Source organism: Mesorhizobium sp. M1A.T.Ca.IN.004.03.1.1 (assembly GCF_003997555.1).
Taxonomy (GTDB): Bacteria; Pseudomonadota; Alphaproteobacteria; order Rhizobiales; family Rhizobiaceae; genus Mesorhizobium.
Window position 1 is genome coordinate 21,318 of sequence record NZ_RZTV01000004.1, and the last position, 18,931, is coordinate 40,248.

Below are 18,931 nucleotides of genomic sequence, written 5' to 3' on the forward strand. Positions count from 1 at the left end.
GCAAAAAGCATCCTACGGTTTTTGCGATAAGGAACTGCGGCAGATAAGGTCGCCGGGACGGCAGGTGCGAACCTGCCGTCCTTGGCGCTTGATGCGAGAACGCTGGTTTTGACGACGAACGAATTGCCGAACAATACATTGCTGGACGCCACCGGCGTGGCGAAGAATTACGGCGCGGTTTCGGCGCTGCGTGACGCATCATTATCGGTGCTGCCGGGCGAAGTGCATGCGCTGATGGGCGCCAACGGCGCCGGCAAGTCGACCCTTGTTAAGATCCTGACCGGTGCGATCCCGGCGGATGCCGGCCGCATCCTGATCCGCGGCGAAGCTCGCGATGTCCGCTCTCCGGCCGCCGCGCGTCGCGCCGGCCTGCTGCCGGTCTACCAGGAACCGGCGCTGATCCCTGACCTCGATGTGCTTTCCAATCTCAGGCTCACTGGCACGCCGGTCGAGCCGTTCCGCGCCTGGGTGCGCGAGCTCGGCATTCCGAACCTCGACATACGCGAGACCGCGCGCGACATTCCGCTGGCCGTCCTGCGTGTGCTCGACCTAGCGCGCGCGCTCGCCGCCGAGCCCGACGTTCTGCTGCTCGACGAGATGACGGCCGCGCTGCCCGCCAACCTTGCCGAAAAAGTGCTGGAAGTCGTGCGCCGCCAGGGCGACAGCGGCCGCTCGGTCATCTTCATCTCGCACCGTTTCGTCGAGATCTCGGCGCTGTGCGACCGAGCCACAGTGCTGCGCGACGGCGCAACCGTCGGCGTCGTCGACATCGAGCCCGGCGTCGAGGAAAAGATCGTCGAGATGATGCTTGGCGCCCGTATCGAGAAGACCAGCGTCGCCGCGGCGCGCACGGCAAGCGAAGCGCCGGTCGTGAAGGACAGCCACCCTCGGCTTTCGGTCCGCAACCTGCAGCTCGGCACGAAGCTGCATGACGTCTCTTTCGATCTCGCCAATGGCGAGGTGGCCGGCGTCGTCGCGCTCGAGGGCCAGGGCCAGGACGAGCTCTTCGCCGCCCTTGCCGGCTCGATCCGCCCGGCCGGCGGCACGATCGCCGTCGATGGCGCGCCGGTGAAGTTCTTCCATCCGAGCGATGCCATCCAGGCCGGCCTCGCCTACGTGCCGGGTGACCGCACAGAGGCTTTAGCCATGCAGCGTTCGGTGCGCGAGAACATCGCGCTGCCTTTCAGCGCTGCGCTGCGCAAATGGGGACCGATCAAGGTGCGCCGGGAGCATATGGTCGTTTCAAGCGCCATCGCCCGGCTGCAGATCGACACCCGCGCGCAGGGCGAGGTCCAGCGCCTTTCCGGCGGCAACCAGCAGAAGGTGACGATTGCCCGCTGGATCGCGGCAGATGCCCGCACCATCCTCTGCTTCGACCCGACGCGCGGCATCGATGTCGGCACCAAGCAGGAAATCTACAAATTGCTGCGCGAGCTCGCCGGCCTCGGCAAATCAGTCCTCTTCTACACATCCGAGCTGGAGGAAGTGCAGCGTGTCTGCGACCGCGTCATCGTCATCTTCGGCGGCCGTGTCGTCGACACCTTCCCGGTCGAGCTCGCCGACGAGCCGGCTCTGATGCGGGCCGCCTACGGCCTGCCGCGCGGCGCCAGGGCGGATGTCGGCATCCTTGCCGATGTCAGGCCAACGTCCGACGCGGAGACCGCGCCATGATGCGCTTCCTGCGCCGCCAGGGCTGGGTCGCCGGCCTGCTCGCCCTGCTCGTATTCCTGTTCGTCGTCACCAAGCTGATCCAGCCGGGCTACGGCAGCGGCGACTTCGGCTCGCTGGCGCGGGCGGTTCTGCCCTACGCCTTCGCCGTCGCGGCGCAGACTGTGGTGGTCATCGCCGGCGGCATCGACCTCTCGGTTGCCGCCATGATGGCGCTGACCAGCGTCACCGCCGCCTCGATGATGAACGGCGCCAGCGAGGAATATGCGTACTTCGTCGTGCCCTTCGTGCTGGCCATGGGCCTTGTGCTCGGCGCGCTGAACGGCCTCCTGATCGTGGTGACCCGAGTGCCGGATATCGTGGTTACTTTAGCCACGCTCTTCGTTTTGCAAGGCGCGGCGCTTCTGGTGCTTGACGCGCCCGGCGGCGCAGCCGCCGAATGGCTGAAGGCCACCGTCGTCGGCACCATGCCGATCCCCGGCCTGCCGGATTGGGCCGATGCCTGGGTCCCGAAGGCGCTGGTGCTGCTGCTTGTCTGCCTCTTCGTCATCTGGATCCCGCTCAGGCGCTCGCGGCTTGGCCTCTCCATCTACGCCATCGGCAGCAACGAGCTCGCCGCCTTCCGCAGCGGCGTGCCGGTGGCCCGCACCAGGATCGTCGCTTACGCGCTCTCCGGCCTGTTCGCAGCACTTGGCGGGCTGTCGCTCACCATCAGCACCGGCATCGGCGCCCCGATCCCCGGTCCCTATCTGCTGGCCAGCGTCGCGGCGGTGGTGCTGGGCGGCGTCGCGCTCGGTGGCGGCAAGGGTGGGCTGCTCGGGCCGATCATCGCCGTCTTCGTGCTCAGGCTGGTGCGCACCGACCTGACGCTTCTGGCCATCGATCCCAACGTCACGGCCATCATCGAGGGCGCGATCATGGTCGCCGTGGTGATGTTCGGCGCCTTCATCACCATCCGGGGCCGCCCGGCAGGAGCAACACCATGACGAACAGCGCGACCATGCCCCAGCCGGTCTCGCCCGGCCGCCGCCTGAAGCGCTTCATGGCGGACCGGCCGCTCATTCCCCTGATCATCCTGCTCGTCATCCTGGTGCTGATCCTGCAGGTTCTTCGCCCCGGGATCGTCAATGAGCGCTGGATCGCCAACACCGCCAAGTTCGCCATTCCGCTGGCAATCCTCGCGGGTTGTCAGACCATGACGATGCTCACCGGCGGCATCGACCTCTCGGTCGGCACAGTGGCGACGATGAGCGCCTTCATCATGGCGACGCAAATCGTCAACCAGGATCCGACGGTGGCTTTCATCCTCGCCATGCTGCCGGCGGTACTGATCGGCCTCGTCAACGGCGTCGGCGTCGGCGTCTTCCGCGTCCATCCGCTGATCATGACGCTCGGCACCAGCCTGATCGGCACCGGCTTCCTGCAGGTCTACCAGCGCACCGTGATCGCCTCCGGCGCCAAGATCCCGGATTTCCTCAACTGGCTGGGCACCGGCCTCACCTACGGCTTCCCCAACGCGCTCTTCCTGTTCGTGCCGGTGGCGGTGCTGATCGTCTTCACCTTGAACCGTACAGGCTTCGGCCGCCTGCTCTACGCCGTCGGCGACAATGAGCGAGCCGCACGGCTTTCCGGCGTCCGCTACTGGCAGGTGATCACGGCGCTCTACGTCATCTCCAGCCTGCTCGCCGGCATCACCGGCCTGCTCTATATCGGCCTGATCAAGGCGCCCTCGCTGTCGCTCGCCGAGCCGCTGGTGCTGCCTTCGGTGGCTGCCGCCGTCATCGGCGGCACCTCGATCTTCGGCGGCCGCGGCGGCTATATGGGAACCATTGTCGGCGCGCTGATCCTGACCGTGCTGACGACGCTGCTCACCATCCTGCATATGCCCGAAGGCGGCCGCCGCATCCTCTTCGGCTTCATCGTGCTGTTCGTGACCGCGGCCTATTTGAGGATCATCGAGGACAGGTAACAGGGGAAGCTATGCCGAGGCGTTGATTACCTTGCCACGCGCTGCGGCATGTATGGCCACAACAAGGTCTTTTTCGTCGAACGGCTTGCCGACGAGCGCGACATCGAGGGGGCGCTCCACGATTTTCTCCGCATCCGCATAGCCGGTGATCATAACCGCGGGCCAGCCGGCACGCAGATTGCGGGCAAACCGGATCACGTCTATGCCCGAGATAAGGGGCATGGCAAAGTCGGTGACGATCACGTCGAATCGATCCGGCTCTCTCTCAATGGCGGCAAGCGCTTCGGCTCCGCCGGAGGCCCCTACGACCTCGAAGCCGGACTGCCTGAGCGACATGGCCGTCATTTCTCTCAAGGAGTGGCTGTCATCGATGAGCAGAACGGTCAGTGATCGTTCGCCAACCGCCGTGGCGCGCTCCGCGTCGGCAGCCTCGACAGCCTCTGCCCCGGCAACAGTGATAGCCTCGGTGACATCCTGCGGCTGATTGGATCGGGGCAGCCACAGTTCTATGATGGTGCCGCGGTCCACCTCGCTCTCTATCCTGAGCGTGCCGCCCGACTGCTTGGCGAAACCATAGACGGTGCTGAGACCCAGCCCCGTGCCCTTCCCGATCGGCTTGGTTGTGAAGAACGGCTCGACCACCTTGCTTATCATGTCGCCGGCAATTCCGGTCCCGGTGTCCTCGACAGCGACCACCACATAGTCGCCGGCCGGCAGTTCGTCGCCCGCATGGCCGACGCTGCGGTTGCTCGTTCGGACGAGAACCGTGCCTCCCGAAGGCATTGCGTCTCGCGCATTGAAGATGAGGTTCATCAAGGCGAGCTCGAGCTGCGCCGCATCCACATATACGGGCCATGTGTCGTCACTCACCAGCCACTTGAAGCGCACGAGGCCTCCAAGGACCGGGGCAACCAACCCGTTCATCGTATCCCCAAGGCTCGACAAGGGTACTGCCACGGGCTTCAGGTCCTGGCGTCGCGAAAAAGCGAGCATGCGCTGGACGAGATCCCTGCCTTGCCCGGCGGAGCGGCGTGTCATGTCGAGGATCTTGGTAGCGTTGCCGTCCAGCGTCAGCTGTCGCTCGAGCAGGCTTAGGCCGGAAAGGATCGCCGCGAGGAGGTTGTTGAAGTCATGGGCGAGTCCGCCGGTCAGTTTGCCGATCGCATCGAGCCGCTGCGACTGCAGCAGCTGGCTCTCCAGGCGGCGTTGCTCTGTTATGTCTTGCATGGTGCCAAGCAACTCGAGCCCAGCGTCATCTTTGGAAACCACGCCCCGATCGAAGAAGATGCGATATTCATCATTGGCGCACCGCCAGCGAAATTCGCAGCCATAGGACCCCGTCTCGCATGCCGCCGAAAGCGACCTGGTTACCTCCTCGCGATCGTCGGGGTGAACCCGGCTGAGCCCGAAATCCGGATGCGACAGGAAACGGCTCGGCGGGAACCCTGTCAGCCGCTCGACGCCTTTCGAGACGTAGCTTGGGGCGAAAGGCGCCTCAGCCGAGCGGGCATGAAAACAAATTGGAAGCGAGGCAAGAATAGCCTCCTGCCTTGCTTCCGAATGGCGCAGCGCCCGCTCGGCATCGAGTTTGTCCGACTTGGCCTTCAGCGCCTGTTCGAGCAGCCGCTGCTCCCGCGCCGCGTTTCGCTCGATCTCGCGCGTCTTCTCATGAAGATCGACGAAGACCATAACCTTGGAGCGAAGCATCACCGGGTCGAACGGCTTGAACAGGTAGTCGACAGCGCCGACGTCATAGCCGCGCAGCATATGCGCCTCTTCCTTGCTGATCGCGGTAAGGAAGATGATCGGCGTGTTTTTCGATCGTTCACGCCGGCGGATCAGCGTGGCCGTCTCGTAGCCGTCGAGGTTCGGCATGAGCACGTCGAGCAGGATGACGGCGAAATCTTCCTTGAGCAGGAAGCGCAGCGCTTCCTCACCCGACTGGGCGCAGACGACCTCGCCGACTTCGCCAAGCACCTCCGCGATGGCAAGCAGATTGCGTTCGTCGTCATCGACCGCGAGAACGCGTGCCCGCAATCCTTCGACCGGTTCGCTTCTTTCTGCCTCGATCGCGGCCATTCCTTTTACCTGCCGGAGCGCTTTCAGATGGCGGTCATCAATGCCGGCGCGAAGGGCTCAGCCCGCGCCCGCGCGCGACCGATCCAAACCCGCAGCAACGCAAGCAGCAGATCGAGGTCGACCGGCTTGGCGATGTAGTCGGATGCGCCGGCGTCCAGGCATTTCTGACGGTCGCCTTTCATCGCCTTGGCGGTAACCGCGATCAAGGGGATGTGGGCTATCGCCGGCATGGCGCGAATCCGACGCATGGTCTCGTAGCCGTCCATTTCCGGCATCATGATGTCGATCAGGGCGACGTCGACGTCGGGCGTTTCTTCGAGCAACGCGATGCCGTCCCGGCCCCGTTCGGCATGCTGCACATCAATGTCGTAAGTCTCCAGCACGCTGGTCAACGAGTAAATGTTGCGAATGTCGTCGTCGACGATCAGAACCTTGGCGCCGGCGAGATCGGCATTGTCGACCTGCTCGGTGGCCAAGATCTGTTCGCTCTGCGTGTCGCTTGGCAGTGCCGCCGAGATCAGGAGACCGAGCTGGCCGAAGTTATCGGCACGTGGGACATCGCCCAGTGCCGGATGCAGCGCGACCTGCTGCAGAAACGCGTCCGGGTGCGGCGTGAAGAACAGCAGGCGCGGTAGAGCGTCGCTGAACTGAGACACGATTTCGTCGAGCATCTGGGCGTTGTCCTTGGCCGAACGCCCAAACCCGAAAACAATCGCGTCATAAGCGGCGGCGCCCGGCTCGTCCGCGTTGGCGGCGACACGACCGACCGCGGTGACCGAGGTGATGCCATCTCGAATGGCTTCCACCAGGGCCAGGCGGCGCTCGGGGTCAGGATCGGCGATCAGCACGTTGCGCTGCACCCTCAGGTTCCGCGAATGGATTTCCTCGAAAACGCGGGCGAGCTCGCCGGCCGAAACCGGCTTGCTCGAAACGCTTGCAGCGCCCCTGCGCGTCAGCACTTCGAGATCTTCGGCGCCGGAGATGACATGGATCGGAATGTTCCTGGTCTTCTGGTCATGCCGCAGAAGGTCGAAAAGCACCCAGCCGTCGATGTCTGAAAGGCCGAGATCGAGCGTGATCGCATCGGGCATGAGCTTGCGGGTCAGTGCCAGCGTGCCGGAGCCGGCCGTTGAAAGCACCCCCTTCAGTCCGGCGGATCGAGCAAGACCGAGCAGCAGCCCTCCGAAAGTCGGGTCGTCCTCGACAATAAGCACCACCCTGTCCGAGGGGTTGATCGAGTCACGATCGTCCGCAAGTTCTGGGGTACCCGAGCTGTCTGCTGGCTGGACGCCCGCCGCGGTGACGTCGGCAGGCGAAAGCTCGATCGGCGCCGCCAGGCTGCTGCTGCGCGGGCCGTCGAAGGGGATGACCAGGGTGAAGGTCGATCCCTTGCCTGGCTCGCTTTCGACGCGCAGCTCACCGCCGAGCAGCCGGGCGATTTCCCGGCTGATGGAAAGGCCGAGGCCTGTGCCGCCGTATTTGCGGCTGGTCGTGCCGTCGGCCTGCTGAAACGCCTCGAAGATGAGCTTTTGCTTGTCTTCCGGAATGCCGATCCCGGTATCGGTAACGGCGATCGCCAGTGCCCGGGGCGGCGCCGCACCGTTTTTGCGGCCGGTTCTCTCGGCATGGATGTTCAGCATCACCTCGCCATTGGACGTGAATTTGAAGGCATTGGACAGCAGATTGAGCACGATCTGCTGCAGCCGCTTTTCGTCCGTGCGGATCGTCTCAGGCAGGGCTTGCTCGATCTTGATGGTGAAGCCGAGCCCCTTGTCAGCCGCAAGCTGTCTGAAAGTCCGCTCCATATGCTGGCGCAGGTGTGCGAGCGGCATGTCGTTGATTTCGATCGACACCGTGCCGGACTCGATCTTGGAAAGATCCAGTATGTCGTTGATGAGGCTGAGCAGGTCGGTACCTGCCGAGTTGATCGTACGCGCGAAATCGATCTGCTTGTCGTTCAGATTCCCCTGCTGGTTGGTCGCAAGCAGATTGGACAGGATCAACAGCGAATTCAGCGGCGTCCTCAGCTCGTGACTCATGTTCGCCAGGAATTCGGATTTGTATTTGGAGGTCAGCGCCAGTTGCTCGGCCTTCTCCTCCAGAGCCCGCCTGGCCATCTCGATCTCGAGGTTCTTGTTTTCCACCTGCTTCTTTTCATTCTCGAGCAGTTGCGCCTTTTCCTGCAGCTCCTCATTGGTGGCGTGAAGCTCTTCCTGCTTCTTGGTGAGCTCGGTCTGACGCGACTGCAGTTCGGACGTCAAAAGCTGCGATTGCTTGAGAAGCCCTTCCGTGCGCATGGTCGCGGCGATCGTGTTGAGCACGATACCGACCGATTCCATGAGCTGCTCCAGGAAAAGGCGGTGCGTATCGCTGAACCGGCTGAACGAAGCCAGTTCGATAACCGCCTTGACCTCGTCCTCGAACAATGCCGGCAGGACGATGGCGCTCGCCGGCGGGGCCTCGCCCAGGCCGGAGGTGATGCGCAGGAAGCTCGATGGGACGTCATCGAGCATGATTGCCCGTTTGTCGGCGGCGCACTGCCCGATCAGGCCTTCGCGGAAGTCGACCCGTTGGCGGACGGTGGCCTTGCCTTCGGCGGCGTAGGACGCGGCCAATTCCAGATAGGATTCCTCCTCGTCGCGATTGGTGACGTAGAACAGGCCGTATTGCGCGTTCACCAGCGGCGCGAGCTCGGAAATGATCATCCGCGAAACCGTGGCAAGGTCCCGCTCGCCCTGCAGCATGCGCGAGAAACGGGCGAGATTTGTCTTTAGCCAATCCTGCTCGGCATTCTTCAAGGTCTGGTCCTTGAGGTTGCGGATCATCTCGTTGATGTTGTCCTTCAGCGCCGCGACCTCGCCGGAGGCCTGCACGCTGATCGAGCGGGTGAGGTCGCCCTTGGTGACCGCGGTCGACACTTCGGCGATGGCCCGGACCTGGGTCGTCAGGTTCGCCGCCAACTGATTGACGTTGTCGGTCAGGTCGCGCCACAGGCCGGCGGCGCCCGGCACCCTGGCCTGGCCGCCGAGCTTGCCCTCGATGCCGACCTCGCGAGCCACGTTGGTCACCTGATCCGCGAAGATCGCCAGCGTCTCGATCATGCCGTTGATCGTGTCCGCCAACGAAGCAATCTCGCCCTTGGCATCGACCGCAAGCTTGCGCTTCAAATTGCCCTGGGCAACCGCGGTGACGACGTCTGCAATGCCGCGCACCTGGTTGGTCAGATTGGTCGCCATCAGATTGACGTTGTCGGTCAAGTCCTTCCAGGTACCGGCCACACCCTCCACCCGAGCCTGACCGCCGAGCTTGCCTTCGGTGCCGACTTCGCGCGCCACGCGCGTCACCTCGCCGGCGAACGAGTTGAGCTGGTCGACCATGGTGTTGATGGTCGACTTCAGCTCCAGGATCTCGCCCTTCACGTCGACAGTGATCTTCTTCGACAAGTCGCCTCGCGCCACCGCTGTAGTAACTTCGGCGATGTTGCGAACCTGACCGGTGAGGTTCTCGGCCATCGAGTTGACGTTGTCGGTCAGGTCCTTCCAGGTGCCGGCGACGCCGCGCACCTGTGCCTGACCGCCGAGCTTGCCTTCGGTGCCGACCTCGCGAGCCACGCGCGTCACTTCCGAGGCAAAGGAGTTCAATTGGTCCACCATTGTGTTGATGGTGTCCTTGAGCTCCAGGATTTCACCGCGCACATCGACCGTGATCTTTTTCGAAAGATCGCCGAGTGCGACGGCCGTCGTCACCTCCGCAATGTTGCGCACTTGGCCAGTGAGATTGGCGGCCATGGCGTTGACGTTGTCGGTGAGGTCCTTCCAGGTGCCTGCGACGCCGCGTACCTGCGCCTGTCCGCCGAGCTTGCCGTCGGAACCCACTTCGCGGGCGACGCGCGTCACCTCCGAGGCGAACGAGTTCAACTGGTCCACCATCGTATTGATGACGTCCTTGATCTGCAGGATTTCGCCCAAGGCGTCGACGGTGATCTTCTGGGTCAGGTCGCCGGTGGCGATTGCGGTCGCGACTTTGGAGACGTCGCGCAATTGCACGGTCAAATTGCCGGCCATCGCGTTGACATTGTCGGTCAGATCCTTCCAGGTGCCGCCGACGCCCTCGACGTGCGCCTGACCTCCCAATTTGCCTTCCGAGCCCACTTCGCGCGCCACGCGGGTGACCTCCGACGCGAAGGAATTGAGCTGGTCCACCATGGTGTTGACGGTGTTCTTCAGTTCGAGGATTTCGCCCTTCACATCGACGGTGATCTTTTTCGAAAGGTCGCCCCTGGCAACGGCCGTGGTAACATCGGCGATATTGCGCACCTGCCCGGTCAGATTGGCGGCCATCAGGTTGACGTTGTCCGTCAGGTCCTTCCACGTGCCGCCGACTCCGCGGACTTCAGCTTGGCCGCCCAGCTTGCCCTCGGTGCCGACTTCGCGTGCCACGCGTGTGACTTCCGAGGCGAAGGAGTTCAGCTGGTCCACCATCGTGTTGATGGTGTTCTTCAGCTCCAGGATCTCGCCTTTCACATCGACCGTGATCTTCTTCGAGAGGTCACCCAGTGCCACCGCGGTAGTCACTTCGGCGATGTTGCGCACTTGACCGGTAAGATTCGCCGCCATGGAATTGACGTTGTCGGTCAGGTCCTTCCAGGTGCCGGCGACACCGCGCACCTGTGCTTGGCCGCCGAGCTTGCCTTCCGTGCCGACCTCGCGCGCCACGCGAGTCACCTCGCCGGCAAATGAGTTGAGCTGATCGACCATGGTGTTGATGGTCGATTTCAGTTCCAGGATTTCGCCTTTCACGTCGACCGTAATCTTCTTGGAAAGGTCGCCCAAAGCCACCGCCGTCGTCACATCGGCGATGTTGCGCACCTGGCCGGTCAAGTTGGCGGCCATCAGGTTGACGCTGTCGGTTAGGTCCTTCCAAGTACCGCCAACGCCCTCGACACGGGCCTGGCCTCCGAGTTTGCCCTCGGTGCCGACCTCACGCGCGACGCGGGTCACCTCCGAGGCGAAGGAGTTGAGCTGGTCCACCATCGTGTTGATGGTGTTCTTCAGTTCGAGGATCTCGCCCTTCACGTCGACGGTGATCTTCTTCGACAAGTCGCCAGATGCGACAGCCGTGGTCACCTCCGCAATGTTGCGCACCTGGCTGGTCAGGTTGGTCGCCATCGCGTTGACATTGTCGGTCAGGTCCTTCCACGTGCCCGCCGCCCCCCTGACGCGTGCCTGACCGCCCAGCTTGCCTTCGGTGCCGACCTCGCGCGCCACACGCGTCACCTCCGACGTGAAGGAGGCGAGCTGCTCAACCATGGTGTTGACGATTTTACCGATGCGCAGGAATTCGCCACGAAGCGGCCTGCCGTCAATTTCCACCATCATGGATTGGGACAGATCGCCCTTGGCGACGGCGCCGATGACGCGGGCAACTTCCGCGGTGGGCTGCACCATGTCCTCGATCAGGTCGTTGACCGAACGGACGCTCGATTCCCAGCTGCCTTTGGCGTTCCTCACATGGCCGCGTTCGCCGATGCGGCCGTCCTTGCCGACGACCCTACTCAGCCGCGCAAATTCTCGCGCCATCTGGTCGTTCAACTCGACGATCTGGTTGAATGTGTCGGCGATCTCGCCGTTCAACCCTTCATAAGAATTCTCGATGCGGACGGAGAAGTCACCGTTTCGAAAGGCTTTGAGGGCGTTGAGAATCTGACGGGAATCGAATTGTTCCTTTGACGAACGAGAAACGCCCACACTCCCCTCCGCGCCTGCCCCGACAGCTATATTAAGCCGAGGGCCAAAACGCATCGCGGCCTGTTTGGTTCCGTGCCTGTTTGAACAGGTGGTTAATCAGATGTGGCGAAGCTTGCCGTAGAGACGCTCAGGCCGGATTCTTATGCAGCCGAACTGCCCGGCTCTTCTTCTCCGGCATTCGGATCGCCCGGGGCCGTTGCCCAGGCGAGCTCGACCAGCGTCACCGTGCGGCGGCCAGCACCGTCGATCTGGCAGACGATCAGCCCCTGCTCCTCGATGTAATCGAGCAGGCGCCGGGCGCGACGCAGCGAATGCGAGCCATAAGCGCGGGCGATCGCCGCGTCGCTCGGGCAGGGCCAGCCTTCCTTCGCCGCCCTCGCGATCATCATGAACACGCCCTGCATGTCCTCCGGCAGAAGCGATGCGCGCACGGAGACGTCGCGCCACGCGTCGTCCTCGGCGATGTCCGAGCCGACGCCGGCGCGGGCGCGCGTCAGCATGCGTCGGAATTCCGAAAGGTCGGGCACCACCGAAGCGAGTCCTTCGATTCGGCAGCGGACCACGAACTCCTGATAGAGCACGCCGATGACGCGGAATCCGGCATCGGGCTCAGCCAAGATGGCGCGCAGGATACGGTCCATCCGCTCGCGCCGCTCGGCGAGGTCCTCGGCGCTCGGCTGCGGCTCGGCCGGCTCGGGGCGGATGTCGAGCGGCGCGGCCTTGGCCGCCATCAATTGATCGAGCAGGTCGGGCGAAGGCCGGCGGTGCGGCCGGACCGTCTCCGGCGGCGGTGCCGCGAGGATGATGGCGCGCGCATCTTCGAGCGTCGCTTCGGGCAGCGGCATCAGCCGCGGCGTGCCGTTGCGCGGGCTCGTCTCCGTCGATCCGATCCGCACGCTGAGCGGGCGGCGCGACAGCGCCGGACCGAGCGCCATGAAATGCCCGCGCTCGAGATCGCGGAAGGCTTCCGCCTGCCGCCGCTCCATGCCGAGCAGGTCGGCGGCGCGCGCCATGTCGATGTCCAGAAAGGTGCGGCCCATCAGGAAGTTGGAGGCCTCCGCCGCGACGTTCTTGGCGAGCTTCGCCAGCCGTTGCGTGGCGATGATGCCGGCAAGCCCGCGTTTGCGGCCGCGGCACATCAGATTGGTCATGGCGCCGAGCGAAAGCTTGCGCGCCTCATCCGAGACCTCGCCTGCAGCAGCCGGCGCGAAGAGCTGCGCCTCGTCCACCACCACCAGCATCGGATACCAATGGTCGCGCGCGACCTCGAACAGCCCGCCAAGGAAGGCTGCGGCGCGCCGCATTTGGTTCTCGGCATCGAGCCCTTCGAGGTTTAGCACCGTCGAGACGCGGTGGATGCGCGCTCGCTCGCCGGCCGCCTGCAGGCCGCGCTCGGTATGATCCTCGGCGTCGATCACAAGATGGCCGTAGCGCTCACCGAGCGAGACGAAGTCGCCTTCGGGATCGATGATGGTCTGCTGCACCCAGGGCGCGCTCTGCTCCAGCAGCCGGCGCAGCAGATGCGACTTGCCCGAGCCCGAATTGCCCTGCACCAGCAGGCGGGTCGCCAGCAGCTCCTCAAGGTCGAGGGCCGCCGGCGCGCCTGCCGACGTCTGCCCCATCTCGATCGCAACCGTCATATTCTCGACTCGGATAGTCTCCCTGCGCGGGAGGGACTTAGCAACCGGCGCGCGGGGCGTCGAGCATGGGGCCAAGGGCTCGGCGCGATGTTCCACACTTAACGGCAGGCCATCGCCAGCTGAACTGGTCCGACCACCATTTCGCTGGCGCAATCCCCCGATCAGCGTATCATCCCTTGAGGGAGGGGTTCATGGCAGGAGGAGGCTTATGAACGTCGCTGCGGAAGTGCCCGTCATAGACCTGACGGTGCAAGACATTGTTTCGTCTGCTCTTTCGAAATTTCGCGCCGGCGACACTGTTTCGACCCGGGCAATGCTCGATGCCATCCGCCAATCGGACCCCGCCTGCGGAGACAGCGACGACCATCTGGTCGAACTGATCGTCATGGCCGCTGTTGGTAAGACCATGGGCGTCGTCTTCGATCACCGCTCGCCCGACGAGCGGTTGCCGCGCCTGTCCTAAACCTCGTTGCGCTGAAAAGGATTAGGCGAGGCGCTGTAAATCCTTGTTTGGGGCATGTCGGTGTCCCAGAACGCGCGCACGTCCGGGCGACATGCATTAGCTTCCCAGCGGATGCGGCATATAACCGACGAAGCCGGTGATCTTCCAGCGCCCGCCGACCTTGCGGCAGAAGTAGAGCGTCTGCCATTTCAGGCGGTCGACGCTGCCGTCGGCCTTGGCGATCGAGCCGTCGAACTTCTTGTGCAGCACAGCACGATCGCCGTCGACGTCGATGTCGCGCAGATTGGTGACGCGGAAAATCGCCTCGCGTAGCGGCTCGGCGAATTCCGTCGCGGCTGTTTCCTTGGCCTGCCGCAGCCATTCGTCGCGATAGATTTCCAGCTTGGGAAACTGCAGCCGCCAGGCGTCGGCATTGGGCAGGAAATGCGCATGCATGCCGAAGAAGCTCTCGGCGATGAAGTCGTCCTCGACCAACGACCAATCCTGGCCGAGGAAGGCGTCGATGTCGCGCCGCACCAGCATTTCCCACAGCGCATGGCGATCGGCATCGCCTTCCGGAAACGGGTTCTTGTCAAAGGTCATGTTGGTTCTTCCCCTTGCGTTCGATCAGCAACCCACCGGTCGCATCTCAGGATTCGGGGTGCAGGATGCTCACGATTTGTAATAAAGCAACACGAATTTCCGAAAAAATGTTGCTTTCCGACATTGCCTCTTGGAGGATCACCTCTACAAGCGTAGACGGCTGCAAGAACGGTCCTTACGCTCGACAACAGGAGATTCATTTGCCCAAGCAGTGCTTCGGAAAGTCGCATGTCCCGCTCTCGCCTGCCGTCCGCGCCGGCGATTTCGTCTATGTCTCCGGCCAGGTGCCGGTGGGCAGCGACGGCCTGGTAGTCAAGGGCGGCATAACTGACCAAGCCGAGCAGGTGCTGCAAAACGTCAAGGCTGCGCTGGCGCTGGCCGGATGCACCATGGACGACGTGGTGAAGACCACCGTCTGGCTCGAGGACGCCCGCGATTTCGGCGCCTTCAATACGGTCTATGCCAGGCACTTCCCGAACGACCCGCCGGCGCGTACCACCGTCGAGTCGCGCCTGATGATCGACATCAAGATCGAGATCGAGGCCGTCGCCTACCGGCCGGTCTGATCGCGGCCAGACAGCAACGGAGGCGCGGAATGCAGTTCGATCTGTTGATCAAGGGCGGCCGTGTGATCGACCCGGCTTCCGGGTTGGATGCGCCGCGCGACATCGCTGTCGCCGATGGCCGAATCGCCGCCATCGAAGCGACTATCGATAGCGAGACCGCCGATGAGGTGGTCGACGCCGGGGGCTGCATCGTCACCCCCGGCCTCGTCGATCTGCACAGCCACGTCTACTGGGGCGGCACCTCGCTCGGCGTCGACGCTGACCGTCTCGCCGCCAAGAGCGGCACCACCACCTTCATCGATGCCGGCAGCGCCGGCGCCGGCAATTTCCTGGGGTTTCGCCGCCATGTCATCGAGCGTTCGAAGGTCCGCATCCTTGCCTACGTCAACATCTCGTTTGCCGGCATATTCGGCTTCGCCGAGACCATATCCGTCGGCGAATGCAGCGATCTCAGGCTCTGCGAGCCGCGCGAGACGGTGGCCGCGGTGCGCGAGAACGCCGCCGTCGTCGTCGGCGTAAAAGTCCGTTCCGGGAAGCATGCCGGCGGCACCAGCGGCATCGCGCCGGTCGACCTCGCGCTCGAAGCCGCAGACCGAGCCGGCCTGCCGCTGATGGCGCACATCGACGAGCCGCCGCCCGGCCGCTGGGAAGTGCTGCCCAGGCTCCGCCGCGGCGACATCCTCACTCACTGCTTCCGGCCGTTCCCCAACGCGCCGGTCTTCGCTTCGGGCGCGGTGCGGCCGGATATGCGGCAGGCGCGCGAGCGCGGCGTCATCTTCGACATCGGCCACGGCATGGGCTCCTTCGACTTCGAGGTGGCGAAGGCGATGCTGGCGGAAGGGCTGGCGCCGGACGTCATCTCGAGCGATGTGCATCTCTACTGCGTCGACGGCCCTGCCTTCGATATTCTCGTCTGCATGTCGAAGCTCATGGCGCTCGGCATGCCGCTGGTCGAGGTCGTGCGCGCCGCAACGCAGCGCCCGGCCGAAGCGATCGCCAGGCCCGAGCTCGGGGCGCTTAAAGTCGGCGGCATCGGCGATGTCGCGGTGCTGAGGCTGCAGCCCGGCCGCTTCACCTTTGTCGACGCGGTCGGTGCGTCACTTATTGCGGACCAGCGGCTGGTCTCGAATGGCATCGTCATTGGCGGCAAATGGTGGCGGAACGAGACGCCCGACCACAATGAGACCGAGCGCTTCGAGGCCCATGCGCACCACACGCATGTCGAGGTTGCGGCCAGGCACTTCGGGCGCTGATTGGCTCACCGTCGCGAATTGCTCGGCTCGCCATAGACCGGCGTCGCAATCCCCTCCATCCGCGCCTTGAGCTGCAGCGCCACGAACTTCGAATAGAAGCGCGACAGCGCGAGATTGCCGCCGTGGAACCATAGCGCCTCCTGGGCGGTCGGCTTCCACATGTTGCGCAACTCGCCCTGCCACGGGCCGGGATCGCCCTTGACGCCGGAGCCGAGGCCCCAGCACGGGCCGACCTTGTCGGCGACCTCCCGGGAAACGATCCCTGCCACCGTCTCGTTCATCGACTGGTAGCCGGTGCAGGAGACGATCGCGTCGACCGCCAGCTCGCTGCCGTCCTCAAACAGGATGCCGGTCGGCGTCAGCGATTTGATGCCGACGCCGCTCTTCACCGCGATCTCGCCGTTCAGGATCAGCGCGCAAGCGCCGACGTCGATGTAATAGCCGGAGCCGGTGCGATAGGCCTTCATCAAAAGGCCGGTCTCGTCCTCGCCGAAGTCGATGGCAAAGCCTCTGTCGCTGAGGCGCTTATAGAAATCCGCGTCGCGCTCGCGGATGACGTCATAGAGCGCCCGCTGTCCCTGTGGGACCAGCGCGAAGGGCGTCGAAGCGACGATCATGTCGGCCTTGTCGGTGGTGATGCCCCGCGCCAGCGCCTTTTCCGAAAAGATCTCGAAGCCGACCTCCATCAGCGTGTCGGACTTCACCACCGTCGTCGGCGAGCGCTGCACCATGGTGACCTTGGCGCCGGCTTCCCAGAGGTCGACGCTGACATCGTGGCCGGAGCTCGCCGCGCCGATCACCGCGACGCGCTTGCCGCGGAATTTCTCGCCGGTCGAGTACTGGCTGGAATGCAAAAGCTCGCCTTCGAAGCTGTCCGCGCCAGGCAGATCGATCTGCCGCGGCGGCCCGTAGGCGCCGGTGGCGAAGACGATGTGCTTCGGCTTCAGCGTGATGCGCTCGCCGACGCGGTCGACCACCACCGTCCAGACCTTTTTGGCCTCGTCATAGGCCGCACTGATGCATTTGGTGCCGACCCAGTAGTTCAGCTCCATGACGCGGGCATACATTTCCAGCCAGTCGCCCATCTTGTCCTTGGGCGTGAACACCGGCCAGTTTTCCGGGAACGGAATGTAAGGCAGATGGTCGTACCAGACCGGGTCGTGCAGCACGAGCGAGCGGTAGCGGTTGCGCCAGGAATCGCCGGCGCGCGCGTTCTTCTCGACGATGAGGGTGGGAACGCCGAGCTGCCGCAGACGGGCGCCGAGCATGATGCCGCCCTGGCCGCCGCCGATCACCAGGCAATAGGGCTGCTCGTGCACACCGAGCTCACGCGCCTCGCGCGCTCTTGCTTCCGCCCAGGTCTCGCGTTCGGGATCGGCCTTGTGGCGGATGCCGAGCGGCCGGGCAGGCCCCTTCTGCTCCTCGAAACCCTTGAGCTCGCTCATCGCCGTGAACAGCGTCCGGCAGCGGCCGTCCTTGAGCCGCAGGATGCCCTCGCCTCGCGCCACGGCCGTCTCGAAGCTGAACCAGGCCTCGATGACGCCGTCGGCGACGCTTGACTCCCCGGACAGGCGCCAGTGCGATGGTTGCGTCGAGGAAAGCGTCGCCTTGAGCATCTCGCGGACCGCCGGTTGGCCCTCCATGGTCTTGATGTTCCATGTGAAGGTCAGCAGATCGCGCCAGTAGCAATCGTCCACGAAAAGGTTCGTCGCCGCCTCGATGTCACCCGCCTCGAGCGCGCGGCCGAATGTGCCGAGCCAGGTTGCCGCCTGTTGCGATGGTGCGATGTCGAGCATTGATGTTCGTTCCCCTGAATACGCAGATCATAGCCGCGTTGCGGCTGTTCTCAGTCGCCGAGCGGCTCCATCTCCTTCCCCGTCCGATGGATCTGGGCGTTATATTTGATGCGGCGCACCGTCTCGCGCGCCGGGCCGTCGAGCTTGTAGGCGGACGCGACCGCGAGCAGGTCGATGGCCGCAAGAAAGGCGTAGCGCGAAGCGGTCGGCTTCAGCGTGTCGGGATATTCGGGAACCGCCATCGTCAGTTGGACATCGCAGACGCGTGTCAGCTCCGTGTCCGGCGCCGTCACGCAGATCGCGTCGGCGCGATAATGCTTGGCAAGTTCCACCGCCTCGATCACCTCCCGGGTACGGCCGGTCGCCGAGATCGCGATCACCACATCGCCCGGCTTCAGCGTCGAAGCGGTCATGCGCATCAGATACGGATCGCATTGCGCGCTGATGGTAATGCCATAGCGAAACAGGCGATACTGCGTCTCTTGCGCCAGCGCCGATGAGCTGCCGCCAAGTCCGAATACCGTCACTTGCCTGGCCTTGGCGATCAGCTCCGCCGCTTTCTGCAACTGCCCTGGATCGATCTGCCGTTCGGCCTCCTGCAGCGCGCGGCGCGCTTCGCCGAACACGGCGTTCCAGAACGGCATGCCGCTGTCGCCATTCGTGGGTTGCGGTTTGGTGCTAAGATAGAGCGCTCCGACGACGAGGCTCTGCGCCAGCTTCAGCTTGAAGTCGCGCACGCCGTCGCACCCGATGGCGCGGCAGAAACGGGTGACCGTCGGCTCGCTGACCTGGGCGCGCTGTGCCAGCGCGGCATTCGATGCATCGACGGCATATTTGACGTCGTCGAGCACGACGTCGGCGACGCGGCGCTCCGCCGGCCGCAAGTCCGTGTAGCTGTCCTTCACCTGCGAAATGATGTCGGGGAAGCGCCTGACATGATCATGCCGGCCGTCATCTCCGTCGGAAATCCGCAGCGCCTGGCTGTCAGCTTCGGTCATTGGCCGCCCTTCTCTGCCGTTTCTGGACCACCATATTTGCGATTATCCGCCGGCTGGCCATAAGCAATCAACCGAAGTGAGTATGTAGGAAAGTAACACACACTGCAAGCGCGTCAAAACACAGGGGAAATCAGACGCTTAGACAAGCTTTGGTCGATTCTGACAGCACC

12 protein-coding genes are annotated in these 18,931 nt (G+C 64.1%); 6 read left to right on the forward strand and 6 right to left on the reverse strand.

What is annotated here, in order from left to right; all coding sequences use genetic code 11:
- Positions 1-123: 123 nt before the first annotated feature.
- From EOD29_RS14030 to EOD29_RS14040, 3 genes are read left to right on the forward strand one after another with little or no spacing between them, the layout of a single operon-like run.
- On the forward strand, positions 124-1,671 hold the full coding sequence (locus EOD29_RS14030) for a sugar ABC transporter ATP-binding protein (protein WP_127247248.1): 1,548 nt from the start codon (positions 124-126) through the stop codon (positions 1,669-1,671).
- On the forward strand, positions 1,668-2,654 hold the full coding sequence (locus EOD29_RS14035) for an ABC transporter permease (RefSeq protein WP_067003944.1): 987 nt from the start codon (positions 1,668-1,670) through the stop codon (positions 2,652-2,654). The genes EOD29_RS14030 and EOD29_RS14035 overlap by 4 nt, the downstream gene beginning before the upstream one ends.
- Positions 2,651-3,637: an ABC transporter permease gene (locus tag EOD29_RS14040; protein ID WP_127247022.1), complete on the forward strand. Its 987-nt coding sequence runs from the start codon at positions 2,651-2,653 to the stop codon at positions 3,635-3,637. Before EOD29_RS14035 ends, EOD29_RS14040 begins: the two co-directional genes overlap by 4 nt.
- A gap of 9 nt (positions 3,638-3,646) precedes the next feature.
- Here the strand turns inward: EOD29_RS14040 and EOD29_RS14045 are convergent, their stop codons facing one another.
- From EOD29_RS14045 to EOD29_RS14055, 3 genes are all read right to left on the reverse strand, one after another.
- Positions 3,647-5,716, reverse strand: coding sequence for a response regulator (locus EOD29_RS14045; RefSeq protein ID WP_127247023.1), 2,070 nt, complete (start codon positions 5,714-5,716; stop codon positions 3,647-3,649).
- Between the two features lie 23 nt (positions 5,717-5,739).
- Positions 5,740-11,463 (reverse strand): HAMP domain-containing protein, encoded by a 5,724-nt coding sequence (locus EOD29_RS14050; RefSeq protein WP_245475344.1) that lies wholly within the window; start codon positions 11,461-11,463, stop codon positions 5,740-5,742.
- A gap of 140 nt (positions 11,464-11,603) precedes the next feature.
- Positions 11,604-13,103 carry an ATP-binding protein gene (locus tag EOD29_RS14055; RefSeq protein WP_127247025.1) on the reverse strand — a complete coding sequence of 500 codons (1,500 nt, stop codon included), beginning with the start codon at positions 13,101-13,103 and terminating at the stop codon, positions 11,604-11,606.
- Positions 13,104-13,311: 208 nt separating this feature from the next.
- On the opposite strand from EOD29_RS14055, the gene EOD29_RS14060 reads away from it, so the two are divergent.
- Complete coding sequence (locus EOD29_RS14060) at positions 13,312-13,566, forward strand: hypothetical protein (protein WP_067318808.1); 255 nt, start codon at positions 13,312-13,314, stop codon at positions 13,564-13,566.
- Positions 13,567-13,662: 96 nt separating this feature from the next.
- Here EOD29_RS14060 and EOD29_RS14065 read toward each other — a convergent pair whose 3' ends face one another.
- Positions 13,663-14,148, reverse strand: a complete 486-nt coding sequence (locus tag EOD29_RS14065) for a hypothetical protein (RefSeq protein WP_095823478.1) — start codon at positions 14,146-14,148, stop codon at positions 13,663-13,665.
- A gap of 200 nt (positions 14,149-14,348) precedes the next feature.
- Between EOD29_RS14065 and EOD29_RS14070 the strand changes: the two genes are divergently transcribed.
- The gene (locus EOD29_RS14070) at positions 14,349-14,714 is read left to right on the forward strand and encodes a RidA family protein (RefSeq protein WP_067318812.1); all 366 of its coding nucleotides are present in this window, start codon (positions 14,349-14,351) and stop codon (positions 14,712-14,714) included.
- Positions 14,715-14,743: 29 nt separating this feature from the next.
- Positions 14,744-15,967, forward strand: coding sequence for an amidohydrolase/deacetylase family metallohydrolase (locus EOD29_RS14075; protein ID WP_127247026.1), 1,224 nt, complete (start codon positions 14,744-14,746; stop codon positions 15,965-15,967).
- A gap of 5 nt (positions 15,968-15,972) precedes the next feature.
- Here EOD29_RS14075 and EOD29_RS14080 read toward each other — a convergent pair whose 3' ends face one another.
- Together EOD29_RS14080 and EOD29_RS14085 are read right to left on the reverse strand one after the other, a co-directional pair.
- Positions 15,973-17,763, reverse strand: a complete 1,791-nt coding sequence (locus EOD29_RS14080) for an NAD(P)/FAD-dependent oxidoreductase (protein ID WP_127247027.1) — start codon at positions 17,761-17,763, stop codon at positions 15,973-15,975.
- Positions 17,764-17,813: 50 nt separating this feature from the next.
- Positions 17,814-18,761: a MurR/RpiR family transcriptional regulator gene (locus EOD29_RS14085; RefSeq protein WP_067318818.1), complete on the reverse strand. Its 948-nt coding sequence runs from the start codon at positions 18,759-18,761 to the stop codon at positions 17,814-17,816.
- Positions 18,762-18,931: the final 170 nt, after the last annotated feature.

Coding starts and splice junctions, on each gene's coding strand:
- EOD29_RS14075 (WP_127247026.1), top strand. CDS start 14,744: ATGCAGTTCGATCTGTTGATCAAGGGCGGCCGTGTGATCGACCCGGCT.
- EOD29_RS14060 (WP_067318808.1), top strand. CDS start 13,312: ATGAACGTCGCTGCGGAAGTGCCCGTCATAGACCTGACGGTGCAAGAC.
- EOD29_RS14040 (WP_127247022.1), top strand. CDS start 2,651: ATGACGAACAGCGCGACCATGCCCCAGCCGGTCTCGCCCGGCCGCCGC.
- EOD29_RS14085 (WP_067318818.1), bottom strand. CDS start 18,761: ATGACCGAAGCTGACAGCCAGGCGCTGCGGATTTCCGACGGAGATGAC.
- EOD29_RS14065 (WP_095823478.1), bottom strand. CDS start 14,148: ATGACCTTTGACAAGAACCCGTTTCCGGAAGGCGATGCCGATCGCCAT.
- EOD29_RS14045 (WP_127247023.1), bottom strand. CDS start 5,716: ATGGCCGCGATCGAGGCAGAAAGAAGCGAACCGGTCGAAGGATTGCGG.
- EOD29_RS14035 (WP_067003944.1), top strand. CDS start 1,668: ATGATGCGCTTCCTGCGCCGCCAGGGCTGGGTCGCCGGCCTGCTCGCC.
- EOD29_RS14080 (WP_127247027.1), bottom strand. CDS start 17,763: ATGCTCGACATCGCACCATCGCAACAGGCGGCAACCTGGCTCGGCACA.
- EOD29_RS14055 (WP_127247025.1), bottom strand. CDS start 13,103: ATGACGGTTGCGATCGAGATGGGGCAGACGTCGGCAGGCGCGCCGGCG.